11 protein-coding genes and 1 CRISPR repeat array are annotated in these 12,677 nt (G+C 36.5%); of the genes, 1 reads left to right on the top strand and 10 read right to left on the bottom strand.

Annotation, left to right across the window (positions count from 1 at the left end):
• Positions 1–3: 3 nt before the first annotated feature.
• Complete coding sequence (locus CFT42_RS12350; protein ID WP_088809485.1) at positions 4–1,035, bottom strand: YdcF family protein; 1,032 nt, start codon at positions 1,033–1,035, stop codon at positions 4–6.
• A gap of 148 nt (positions 1,036–1,183) precedes the next feature.
• On the opposite strand from CFT42_RS12350, the gene CFT42_RS12345 reads away from it, so the two are divergent.
• Positions 1,184–1,891 carry a DNA alkylation repair protein gene (locus tag CFT42_RS12345; RefSeq protein ID WP_088809484.1) on the top strand — a complete coding sequence of 236 codons (708 nt, stop codon included), beginning with the start codon at positions 1,184–1,186 and terminating at the stop codon, positions 1,889–1,891.
• Positions 1,892–2,454: 563 nt separating this feature from the next.
• Positions 2,455–2,876: direct repeats of the CRISPR family, unit length 30 nt; unit sequence ATTTACATTTCATAATACATAGATTAAAAC.
• Positions 2,877–3,065: 189 nt separating this feature from the next.
• Here CFT42_RS12345 and cas2 read toward each other — a convergent pair.
• The 9 genes from cas2 to CFT42_RS12300 form a co-directional block, all read right to left on the bottom strand.
• Positions 3,066–3,344 carry a CRISPR-associated endonuclease Cas2 gene (gene cas2 / locus CFT42_RS12340; RefSeq protein ID WP_088816248.1) on the bottom strand — a complete coding sequence of 93 codons (279 nt, stop codon included), beginning with the start codon at positions 3,342–3,344 and terminating at the stop codon, positions 3,066–3,068.
• Between the two features lie 4 nt (positions 3,345–3,348).
• Positions 3,349–3,738 carry a CRISPR-associated endonuclease Cas1 gene (locus CFT42_RS12335; protein WP_304441195.1) on the bottom strand — a complete coding sequence of 130 codons (390 nt, stop codon included), beginning with the start codon at positions 3,736–3,738 and terminating at the stop codon, positions 3,349–3,351.
• 29 nt (positions 3,739–3,767) lie between these two features.
• Positions 3,768–5,924: a CRISPR-associated helicase/endonuclease Cas3 gene (locus tag CFT42_RS12330; protein WP_088816246.1), complete on the bottom strand. Its 2,157-nt coding sequence runs from the start codon at positions 5,922–5,924 to the stop codon at positions 3,768–3,770.
• A 55-nt stretch (positions 5,925–5,979) separates the two neighbouring features.
• Positions 5,980–6,735, bottom strand: coding sequence for a CRISPR-associated protein Cas5 (gene cas5 / locus CFT42_RS12325; RefSeq protein ID WP_369821461.1), 756 nt, complete (start codon positions 6,733–6,735; stop codon positions 5,980–5,982).
• The gene (gene cas7i, locus CFT42_RS12320) at positions 6,713–7,573 is read right to left on the bottom strand and encodes a type I-B CRISPR-associated protein Cas7/Cst2/DevR (protein ID WP_088816244.1); all 861 of its coding nucleotides are present in this window, start codon (positions 7,571–7,573) and stop codon (positions 6,713–6,715) included. Before cas7i ends, cas5 begins: the two co-directional genes overlap by 23 nt.
• Entirely contained in the window at positions 7,563–9,284 is a 1,722-nt protein-coding gene (gene cas8a1 / locus CFT42_RS12315; protein WP_088816243.1) for a type I-B CRISPR-associated protein Cas8b1/Cst1, read from the bottom strand. The genes cas7i and cas8a1 overlap by 11 nt, the downstream gene beginning before the upstream one ends.
• A gap of 452 nt (positions 9,285–9,736) precedes the next feature.
• Positions 9,737–10,456 (bottom strand): CRISPR-associated endoribonuclease Cas6, encoded by a 720-nt coding sequence (gene cas6, locus CFT42_RS12310; RefSeq protein ID WP_088816242.1) that lies wholly within the window; start codon positions 10,454–10,456, stop codon positions 9,737–9,739.
• Positions 10,457–10,545: 89 nt separating this feature from the next.
• The gene (gene ptsP / locus CFT42_RS12305) at positions 10,546–12,264 is read right to left on the bottom strand and encodes a phosphoenolpyruvate--protein phosphotransferase (protein ID WP_088809476.1); all 1,719 of its coding nucleotides are present in this window, start codon (positions 12,262–12,264) and stop codon (positions 10,546–10,548) included.
• Complete coding sequence (locus CFT42_RS12300) at positions 12,264–12,530, bottom strand: phosphocarrier protein HPr (protein WP_007472257.1); 267 nt, start codon at positions 12,528–12,530, stop codon at positions 12,264–12,266. The genes ptsP and CFT42_RS12300 overlap by 1 nt, the downstream gene beginning before the upstream one ends.
• Positions 12,531–12,677 lie beyond the last annotated feature (147 nt).

Genomic DNA, 12,677 nt, shown 5'->3' with positions numbered 1-12,677 from the left:
CCTCTATAAAAATGAAATAAGAAATAGCACTAGGAACATAAGCAAAATCAAGCCGACAATCATTAAATTTAATTTTTTATGCATCATCACAACCGCAATAAATTCGCGCATTAAAGCGCTTGGCATGTAATAGAAGGCCGTCTTTGAACCAATTCCTTGGCTCTTTAAACCCGCTTTCTTCGCATAAAGACCTGCTCGAAACAAGTGAAAATTGTTCGTCGTGAAAATGCTGTTATACTTCGGCAAAATCGCGTCCATTTTCGCCTTCGAAAAGCGCATATTTTGCAGCGTATTCACTGATTTGTCCTCCATCATGATGTAGTCCTCGGGAATCCCTTTTTCAAGCAAATAAAGCCGCATCGCGTTCGCCTCAGACGTCAGTTCGTCCTCACCTTGCCCACCAGATACGATCATCGTCGCTTGTTTCCCCTTTTTTTCAAGCTGTTTTTTGTAAAAAGAAATCGCTTTGTCTAGCCTGCTCGCAAGTAATGGTGGGACCTTATCACCAATTAAGCCGCTTCCGAGCACAATGATAAAATCTTGGTTGTAGCGCGGGAAATTGTATTGATAGACGAAACAAGAAATTAAAAACGTCACGAAGAAAAACGTGAAATACGTTAAAATCGTAATAATCGCTGCGTAAAGGACCGCAAGTTGCGGAATCGAAATTACTGACCCTTGTGCGATGCCCCAAATAAACAAAGCTAACAACCCTAGACCAGCGAACATCGGCAACAAGTTAGCAAGCCGCTTCCCTTCTTTTTTCATCATCGTACGCCCATTCATTATAAGCCCGAAAATAAGACCGAAGAAAAAGAACGGAATAAGCAAAAAGAGAATAATCGCAACCCCCGTCACTATAACCCGAACGAGATCAACTCGGTCTGAAACCGTCAAAACGACATAAAGAATTGACAACAACAAGAAAAACAAACCAATTGTCAAAAATATCCCGTTACTAATTCTACGCCTATCCCACACGTAAAGCACAGCAAAAACCATTAAAAAAACGGCCGCAAAGAAAGCAAAAAACATCGTTTCATCCCCTTTTTATTGTTCCCATTCATTATAACTTTTCATGCTTTATTTCGCTACACTCAGCTTCTTTTTTGTGAAGCCCAGCTAGCTTTTCCAAAAAACCTTCGTTATACTGAGGATAAACGCTATAAAAAGGAGGAACAACATGAATCTTGAGTCGGTTATGAACGAGCTCGCGGCGCTAGGGAGTGAGCAGACGAAGAAGACTTTGCTACGTCATGATGTGAACGAGCCATTGTTCGGTGTGAAAATTGGAGATATGAAAAAACAACTTGTGAAAAAAGTAAAAGCTGCGAATTTGGCACACGCCCTTTTCGAAACCGGAAATTATGATGCACAGTATTTAGCGGGCTTAACGTGTGACCCAAAGCAACTTACAAAAGAAGATTTGCTTCACTGGGCAGAAATTGCCAATTCGAAAAGCATTCGTGAAGCAATTGTCGCAAGCCTTGCAGCAGAAACTCCGTACGCTACTGCCCTCGCCAATTATTGGCTTCACGAGGCACCAAAAGAACTTGAAAGCACTGGCTGGAGCTGCTACGCAAATTACCTTTCCATCGCGAAAGACGAAGAAATCAATAAAACCGAAGTGCTTCATTTGTTAGAAAAAGTCGAAAAAACAATCCACGACGCAAGAAACAACGTCAAATACACCATGAACAATTTTGTTATCTGCACCGGAACCTATTACCCACCCCTTCTTTCGCAAGCGGAATCTGTTGCCAAGAACATCGGCACAGTCTATGTGGATATGGGCAACACCGCGTGTAAAGTCCCCGTGGCATCTACGTACATTCAAAAAGTCATCGAAATGGACCGCATTGGCAAAAAACGCAAACGCGCCATTTGCTGAGCATAAAAAAAAGAGTGCTTTTAGGCACTCAAGTAAGGTTAATTCCAACTAAAAACAAAAAGACCCTAGCCAAGATAAGATGGCTAGGTCAAAAGGTTGAACAGCTCGTTTTGTAATTAAAGGAATACTTATGATGAGGCATACAGTGTTTTCCTCATCACAAGTAATATCTTACCAGACTTCACCGCCATTTTCTGTAGACATTTTTTGAACAATCGCGCAAAAATAATCCCCTTTTTTGTTCATTTTGAAGAAAGCTAGTGCGGATTATTACAAAAACAGCGGGTTTTACCCATTTTATCCCCGCAAACAAATTGCATATGCAATCACTATACAAACACATATAAAAGCAAAAATCATTTCCGCAGATGCACTGCGCTTCTAATGATTTTTGCTTTTTTAGAATGTGTAGTTTTGTAGTTAAAAAAACTAGTTTCCCAATGCTAAATTGCAGCCATATTTCATAATATGTAGACTAGAATACCACAAAAATGCAGAAACTGTAGTTTTTATGCACGGATTAAAACTTTATGTATGGAACACCCTAAAAATACGCCTCCTGTATTTCCATCTCACAATGCATAGATTAAAACACTGCCGAATTGGGCCAGATACGTTCTGATGTGGATTTACATTTCATAATACATAGATTAAAACCTGTCTGGAGTTCAATTTGAAATCAAAGATACAGCATTTACATTTCATAATACATAGATTAAAACGCTGTTGATACTAGATGTGAAGTAAACACTTCAAAATTTACATTTCATAATACATAGATTAAAACAAATAGAAGCTTTAAAAGAAATTGTAGAAGAAGCGCATTTACATTTCATAATACATAGATTAAAACACAACAGGGACAAGCTTATGCCGACAAACAAATCAATTTACATTTCATAATACATAGATTAAAACTGAAACATGGCAAGTTATAAAATATTAAAAAGATTTAATTTACATTTCATAATACATAGATTAAAACAGGTACCCTCGCGAGCCCTACTCCCATCTTACCTCAAAAAGGCTTTTCTGTCGACCTCTGATTTTCGGGAGTTATTTTTCAAGTTTTCCTTAGTTTCACAAACAAAAAAACTTGTTATCCATTCTGCCAGAACGGATAACAAGTTTTTGTCGACCCCCAGGTGTTTTTACGCTATCTAGCATCGACAGATTAGAAAAAATTAGATGTCTTACTATCTTCAAGACCTAAAAACTCTTTTTCTAGCCACTTTTGATTGCGACTATTAAAAATAATGACAGAGTCCATCTCTTTTCGAATATGTTGATTAAGTTCAAGCTTTAGTTGCATGAGAAGTGCTGGTGTAACCTCCCCTTCAAAAACGGACTTTTGAATGTGTGTTAAATATTTTTTACAAGTTTTAAAAATCTTACGCGCAACTTTCGCACTGCCCTCGCCATTTGGAATATCATAGATTAAGATAATATACATAAAATCACCACCACATCTTAAAACCTTGATAAGGCTCATCTTCCATTAAAGTTTTAACAATTTTATAACATTCCAGACGAATTAAGCGACGGTAGGAAACATTTCGCTTTAAATCTCGATGACGAAGTGTTTCTTTTAGCCTTTCATCATACGCTTGTAGCACTTTCTTTTGACCACTCGGTTTCATATAATAGAAATTGGCTTTTTCCTCAAAGTCGCCCTCCGTAATCGTATTTTTATTCAACAAAGAAAAAATTAATCGATCACCTATTATATGTTCCAGAGTAAAACCGTAGTAATTAAAAATATGTACGGGAATCTTTTTCTCTGCTAAATAATTTAAACACTTCGTATTCGTCGTAACCTCACCAAACAAATAAATATCCCGTGTCAGCTCAATCTTCTAATTCGCATTATGCCACCTTAGAAAAACTGAGTTTCTTTCTCCCTTTCTTTTCGTGTCACGCCAATTTCTTTATCATACAAGCACTCCATAATATTAAGCCGTTTATATTCTGACAGTTTAAAGGTTTCACTCTCCGATTTATCATACCAATACGCTGGAACATCTACTTGCAAATCCTTTATTTCTTCCCATAATTTCTGCCTTTCAAGTTTGCCAAAAGCATTTTGATATTTTTCCATAAGCATATTATTTTCCTCAAAAATCTTTCTCGGAATAACCGACACCGATTGAATATTGCGGAATAACTCTCTTGCCTTTTGCTTATCTAGTTCATACGCGCACATATCCTTCAAGTATTTAATATTATTTTCAAGCTCTTCATTATACATCGTCCCAGCTAACTTCTCATACGAATAAACCTCATCAATCAGCCGCATCTTCTCGCACTCCAACAATTTCCCATCAAGCCCAGAAATCGCTTCTTTAGAAAACTTAAAAATGTCCTTATCAACAACATAACCAACACCACTACACCATTTCTCACCACCATCATACACAAAAATATTGTTTTCAGCCGGATTTTCGCGTTTTCTATAACAACGTCCCATTCTTTGAAACAAACCATTTATGTCAGAAAGCTCCGTAAACAACAAATCGAAGTCAATATCTAGCGAGGCTTCCACAACTTGTGTCGCGACCCAAACACCCGTAAAATCCGCTTCTAGATCTCCGTCACTTAAAATAGCTTCCTCTTTTTGACGGCGATCTCCGCGAATAAATTGGCTATGGAACAAATGGGTATTAATGCCAGCATTTCGTATGGCAGTAAATATTTCTTTCGCTTTTTGCACCGTATTGCAAATGACTAAAACTCGTTTTCCAAAAGAGTGCTCTAAAATATCTTGAATATCTATTTCGCGGTGCAACACACGTATTGAATGGCGAAATACGTCAGTAATAAACGGTTTTTCTGGCATAGTAAACTCAAGATTCTCCTGTTTCATGTAATGCGTAACAATTCCAGGCAAAGTCGCTGTTAAAATCGCAAATTTGCCGCCAAAATCTTGAATATACTTAAGCCCAATGACAACATAAGCAAGCAAATCAGGTGAATACATCTGAACTTCATCTAAAATCACTTTACTATAAGATAAAGTTGCAAGTTTATGCTCAAAACCCGGATAGCGATAAACAATATCAAATATCTGATCTAATGTGCAAATAGTAAGCGGTAGCGACAATTGTTTCGTCCGCGTCATATATTCATCAATATCATGTTCTTCTTCATCTAACAAATAGCGCGAAAAAATATCCGAATGCAATAAACCAACTTTTTCAGTCGTATTCTCGGTCGAAATTTCCGTTTTCACCCGTTCATAAATACCATTTATCGCCGTTTTTAGCGGTAAAGTGAAAAAGCCTTTCGCATCGCCTATCCATAAAAGCCCTGCTTCCGTCTTACCCATTCCAGTCTGCGCCACCACAACGACATTCTCATTTTGATGCGCATACATAAATTTTTGCAGCGGATTCCACTCTAAAATCCCTTTTTCATCTTTCCAAGCCGCCAAATCCCGCTCCAAAAACCTATTTTCCCACTCAACTGGCACGTCAGCACTAGCCGCATAATCAATCCGATTCAGCAAACCTTTTAAGAGGACGTATTTTTTAAAGTTATCATAATCATTTTCAAAGGTTAGTTCCCCCACAGCGAAAAATTCTGTTTCAAGTTCATCTGCGGGTTCAATTGGTTGCTCCCATTTCGTATAATCAAAATTTGCCGCAGCTTCTTTCAGCATTTTAAACCCTGCTTCAATATCTTTTGTTTTCCCGTGAAATTTTCGTTCATGATGATAAGCAATCGCTTGAAAGACAACTTTAATATCATTTTTGCTATACCCAAGCTCTTCCAGACGCTCTAAGTCAATAAAAGCTAAACTTAAATAACCGTGAGGAATCTCATTTTCTAATTTCTTTTTACCTGAAAATAATTTAGCTTGAAATAAGTCATTCATCTTACCAAAATCATGCAATAAACAAACGTATCGTAACAAATACCAATCAATTTTGATATCTGGATAATTAGCTTTTAAGATATCATAATTGCGTAGTAATTCATCTGTATGCTCTTGAATCGTTTCTTTTGGATTTGATTTCGCATAAAACGTCCTCATATTTTCCCTCCAAATTTTAAAAGCGGAGAATCTCAAAATCCCCCGCTCCTCTTTTTTATACAAAAAACACTAAATATCCGTCCGAATCCACCCAGAAATCACGTTTTCGCATACCACGAAATTCCGACATATAAAATACATCTTTTTTATTCCACCTGCGAAATATTTTAGGCCTTTTAGCTGTACCAAAATTTTCTAACACATAGTCTTTTGTTAAACGATAACGCGTTCCGACCTGTTCCAAACCGTACCATTCTGTCCGCTTCACATCGGTTTCACTTTCAACCGGAACGTACGCTCCATAATTTTTTGGCAACCCGACCTGTTTCGAAAGTGTTTTCACATCAACCTCAACTTCTTTCACCTCCAAAATCGTCGCAATATCCTCGCGTCGACCAAGTGACGGATACTCTTTCGGCCGGTTAAACGCATCTAAAATCACTTCAAAATCTTCTTCATTTTTAGGTAAAATATGAAGTAATAGTTCGACATCAACTAATAGCTCCGCTGTCGCAATTCCCCGACCAACGCCTAGTCCATTAACATCAATTTGATGCCGCCCTTTCTCAAAGTTCATCCCTGATTTAAATTCATAACGCGTATATAAATCGTTTACCTTCGAAAAATATTTTCCTTGCACACTAATGTCCATCTCATGATATGATTCAAAACCAGCCAGCGAGTGTACCATCCCAATTACTGTTGAAAAAGGCGGTAACGGGTAAGTTTCCTTCAACTGAAAACTCGTTGGCTTTTTATAATTCACAAAATCCTGCCAAAGCTTCACCCTAATTGCTTTCATAATACGCACTTACTTTCGATTTTAAAGCTTCAAAAAAGTGTGGTATCGCTGATGCTTGCCAGTTTTCGCGAATTTCCGTTTCGTTATCAAAAATCCCCTTTGCAACACCCGAAAGCGTTTCTTGACGCATTTCACCCGGTAAAAAATCATCCGAAACCGCAATCTTATTTTCCTTCACAACGACTTCATTTTGGAAAATTGGGTTTTTAATATCATAAACGCCGCCAATAATAAATAGCGGTTTCAAGTCCTCACGACGGCCTCGAATATCGCGATATAAAAATTGAATCGTATCAAGCAATTTATTTACCCTACGCGCCTTTTCCACATTATCAATTTGAATATTCCCGTCAATCCCAATTTGATCCAAATCCATCGTAATTGTGTACCGATAAAATGAGCGATGAATTTCCGATTGCGCAATATTCATATGCGTTCCAATTTTATCCGCTTGACCTTTATTTGTTAAAAAGTCTAAATCACCTTTGTACGTTTCCATTGAAATTGCGTTAGAAAGTCTTACTTTCGCGTTACGCTTCTGTCCGCCTGTTCCCTTTTCCGTTTTCATATATCCAAAAAAGTCGATTTCTGGATATTTATCAATTTGTGCATTAGCATCGAACTGAATTACTTTTTTGTCCCCGCTACCTTCTGCCTGAACTGGTGCCGTTTTCTCGCCTAGCTGCTCAATCATATTATAGCGTAACGCTTGACGCGAAATATATGTATATAAGTCAGCATTATCACGCGAGATTTTCTTAAGTGCCGATACGTTCCCAATTGATTCCCCATAATTTGCGCTTTCTGCTTGAAAAATGACCGTTGCTGTTAATCCTTTAATTTTCATTTTCTTCCTCCTTATTATTCTCTTTATTATCACCAACCAGTCCTATCAAATACGCGTAACCTATTATCTTAAAGTTTTCATCACTTTCAAAAATTCGTAAGAAAATTTTCGGAATTTGCTTATCCAACTCAGAATAACCTCTAAGCATGATATCCATAAACAAGCCTCGATCCACTGTTTTAACAGCATTAAGTAATTGATGTGCCATACCTGGTAATTTCTGCTCTCTTTTTCTACTTTTTAATTCTTCCTTAAAATAATAAGCACCAGCCCGAACTTTTTCTAATTCTTCTGGCATTATTTTTTGAGACATTTTCCCCACTCCTTCCGTAAAATAGCTGTTAATTTTAAGCATATTCATAATGTGTTGGGGGTAGTAATGTAACTGCCCATAATTCGCAACTTTATAATAAACAAGCTTATGGATAAGTAAAAACAAGTTTTGATTATCTTGTAAGTTTTTAACAACTTCCTTAAACAGATATACCCTCACATTCCCTTCTTTAAAATGCATTCCAATTAAACTATGCAATTCTTTCTCAAAGCGATTCATCAATTCAAGAGCTCGCTTAGATAACAAATTAAAGCGATAAACTCCATCTTCATAATACACAACTTGAATATTGACTAGCTCATAACGGTGTTTTTCATATTTCTTCTCTTGTGCCAGCGAAACTAGAGCACGATAAACAGATTTATTTCTAGCTTCTAGCCGCATATTTAAGTCATTTTTCATCACTTTATTAGTCCTTACCATCTCTTTAATGTCCTTACCAATATTAATAAAAATACCCTCACGTTGAATAAACGTAAAACCAGCAGGCATACACGTATAAACAAGTCTACAAACTGGACACATAGCTAAATCATTATTTTCATTCCAAATATGCGATGGTTTTCTATAAACATCAAAGCCGGTATTTGTTAAAAAAGAGTAGTCTAACTTCAAATCTTTTATTTTTGAATTACAAATGGCGCAGTGATACTTATATTTCGATTTATCTGCCTTCAAATAAGCTTTTGCTGGTTCTACAAAATGATTTTCAAAGTCGATGTAGAAATCCTTTTCTTTCGTATTCCGATTTAAAAAAGAAACGCCTTCCCAATTATTTTTAATCACCGAAAAAACTACATTTTTCCCTGCCAAATATTTCCGACCTTTTTCTGAAGCCCCATAATCAATGAGCTTTCTCAGAATTACGAAGTTTTCTCTTACTTGTGGCAGAATATCTGCCTTAACCTCACTAAAAATGTCTTCCTTTTTCAAATTAATCGGTTTTAAAGCTTTTAGTTCTACTTCTGGGTCAAAGTCTGCGTCAATTAGAGAAAAAACTGCTTTATAGCTGGCACTTGAAAAATAGTGTTTTACTACATTCCTCATATAAAGATTTAAATTTTCTAAATCCTTTTCTGAAAAATTATCAAATTGATTTTCTTCAAACTCAACTATTTTTCTTTTATATGACACAATCCTATACCAAGGTAAAACTTTTTCATATGTATCAATCAAATAATCAAAATATTTTCCGGTGAAATCTTTCAGTGCATCCTCATTAAGTGAGACCCGGTTACTATCAGTGTAAGCCACACTTTCTACACCTACAATATTAATAAATCCAGAAAGTGCTGAATTAAAAGCCCAATCTGATGTTTCAAATTCCAACATTCGTCCCCATCTCCATTTTTTTGAGCCGAGATAAACTCGGCTCATTGATAATCCTCATTTTTTATGATACTATAGGTGTGAGTTATTGACTAAAGTAAGCAACATTCCTAAACAAATTATGTCTGTTGGAATTACTTGTTTAAGAGGGGAAAGTATTGCCGTACTCTCCCCTTTTTTTGTGTCTAATACTTTATAGACACAGTACAGAAAGAAAATAACAATTATCACCTTCATAAAATCACATCCTTACTAAGTATTTTATCCATATGTAAAAACGTTTGCGATTTTGCAATCAATTTATATATGTTGCATAAATAATACCACATAAATCTCTTCTTTTCAAGAAAGACTGTATACTTTTTGTCAAAATAACAAAAAGCATACAGTATCTTCATTTTGATTAGATTAACTATCTATATAGGTATAAATACATAGTAGTTTACATTACAGATTGCTTACATTAACAATTTAAATTATCTCATAAAAAACATTTTTAGTCACGTGTTTTCTATCATTCCAAACCCCATTCCTTTTAACGATCCAATTCCAGATTTCTGTAATTCTTGTAGTAAATATGCTCTCCCTGAAACTCGGAATATTCCTAAAGTCGCTTCAATATTCATATTATAATTTTTCACTACAGTTTTTTTTATATTTATGGGCTCAAACACTAACATATCAACGTCTCTATCAATATTTTCGCCATACTTTTCTTTTAATTGAAATTTCAAATTACGCTTTAAAACTGGGATAAATTCATTACTTTCCCAAGAATAAAACCAATCCTTTTTTGTATTTTGATCATGATCGCGACATATAATTGGTGATAAAGTCTTAAAGATAACTACATTTCCTAAAATTTGTGGAGTCTCTAATACCTTTACGCTATCTATTTTAATTTTATTTTTTCCAAAAGGTAAAAACCTGCTCATATTTGCCATAAAAGCATTGTAATAGTTTATTGCCAAGTCAGCATTACCGGTAGAGAAATTAATGATTATTCTTGAATTCTCCAGTTCTATCTCTTCTTTTCTAAAAATCGCTTTTGGCAAGAAAACTGAAAACGTAAAATCTTTATATTTATTTGTTTGATACATTTCTGCAAACTTTTCTTTATTTACTCTCTCTAACCCCCGTTTCATCATGCTTACTATTTTCCGCCTATAATCAATTGGAATTATATTTGATTCTAAACTGCAAGTTACTTTCAGTCTCAATTTAATCACTCTCCCTTTTTATGTATTCACTCTAAATATAGCATAAAAAGAAACTAGAAGCATCATCGCTCCTAGTTTCTCCATTCAGCTTATTCAGCTGTATATTTTTCAACAAGCTCAACAACTTCTTCCGCTGTTGCTTTGTTTAGTGCTTCGTCAGCAAGTTTAACCATTTCAGTTTGGTCAAGACGTTTGATAAGGGAACGAGATTTCAAGATGCTTGAAGCACTCATTGAGAACTCATCAAGGCCTAACCCAAGTAGTAATGGAATCGCTGTTTGATCCCCGGCCATTTCCCCGCACATACCAGTCCATTTGCCTTCTTTGTGAGAAGCATCAATGACGTTTTTAATTAAACGTAAAATGGATGGGTTATACGGTTGGTATAAGTAGGAAACGCGTTCGTTCATACGGTCTGCCGCCATTGTGTACTGGATTAAATCATTCGTACCAATGGAGAAGAAATCAACTTCTTTAGCAAATTGGTCCGCAATTACTGCAGCTGCTGGGATTTCAATCATAATACCTAATTCGATATTTTCATTTACATCAGTTCCAGCCGCAACTAATTTTTGTTTTTCATCAAGTAAAATTGCTTTCGCTTGACGGAACTCGCCAACTGTTGCAATCATTGGGAACATGATTTTCAGTTTACCGTGTACACTAGCACGAAGTAATGCGCGAAGTTGCGTACGGAACAAGTCTTCATTTGCAAAGCAAAGACGAATTGCACGGAAACCTAAGAATGGGTTCATCTCTTCAGGTAATTCTAAATACGGAAGTGTTTTGTCTCCGCCGATGTCGAGTGTACGAACAACAACAGATTTCCCTTCCATACCTTCAAGAACCGCTTTATACGCTTCGTATTGTTCTTCCTCAGTTGGGAAGTTGTCACGCCCCATATAAAGAAATTCAGTACGGTATAAGCCTATCGCTTCGCCGCCGTTCGCTACAACACCTTCTAAATCGTTAGGTGTTCCGATATTAGCAGCTAGTTCAACGTGTTTACCATCTTTAGAAACAGTTTCCTCATTTTTAAGTTTTTCCCACTCTGCTTTTTGAGCCGCAAAGTCAGATTGAACTTTTTTATAATGAGCCACTTGTTCTTCAGTTGGATTGACAATCACATTTCCTTCTAAACCATCAATGATGATTAATTCACCTTCTGCTGTATCAGCGGTTACCTCTTTCGTTCCAACAACAGCTGGAATTTCAAGAGAACGCGCCATAATCGCAGAGTGAGAAGTACGACCACCAATGTCAGTGACAAAGCCTTTAACAAAGTTACGGTCTAATTGAGCCGTATCAGAAGGTGTTAAATCACTTGCCACAACAACCACTTCTTCATCGATTAAAGCTGGGTTCGGAATCGTCACGCCAAGTAAGTGTGACAGGACGCGTTTTCTAACGTCACGAATATCTGCCGCACGTTCACGCATATATTCATTATCCATGGATTCAAACATCGAAATGAACATGTCCGTAGTTTCCTGAAGAGCAGCCTCAGCATTTGTCTTTGTTGATTTAATACTTTCTTCAATTGGCCCAACAAGTTCTGGGTCATTAAGAACAAGTAGATGTGCATCAAAAATTTGTGCTTTATCTTCACCTAAGCTTTTCGCCGCTTGCTCACGAATTTTAGTCAGTTCAGATTTAGAAACATCTACCGCGCTTTGAAAACGTTTTACTTCGCTTTCTGCGTCAGCCACTTCAGATTTTCCAAAAGAAAGATCCGGTTCAACGAGCAGATAAGCTTTCGCAATGGCAATCCCATCAGATGCTGCGATCCCTTTCAACTCTTTTACCATTATTCAGCCAAGCCTTCTTTCTTAAGTACCTCAGTTAAACCTTCAATAGCTTCTTTTTCGTCGCTACCTTCAGCATGAATCGTAATGTCAGCACCTTTACCGATACCTAAAGACATAACACCCATGATAGATTTAAGGTTTACTTTTTTGCCTGTATATTCAATTTGAATATCAGAGCTGTATTTGCTTGCAGCTTGCACCAACAAAGTCGCTGGACGTGCGTGAATTCCTGTTTCATCGATTACTACAAAACTTGCTTGTTCCATAATTACATTCTCCTTTGTAAAGAAATTTATTGTGACCTTTTTCACCAAAATGATTTCTCAGCAAAAAAGGCTATCCCTCAATTAAAAAGAGTACCATGTTTTTGCATCGGTTACAACCATTTCTTGATATTTTTGGCGTAAAAAAAT

Source organism: Listeria goaensis, assembly GCF_900186125.1.
GTDB classification, from domain to species: Bacteria; Bacillota; Bacilli; order Lactobacillales; family Listeriaceae; genus Listeria; species Listeria goaensis.
Note: the sequence above shows the minus strand (reverse complement) of the source record. Positions and strands in the feature narration are given on the sequence as shown.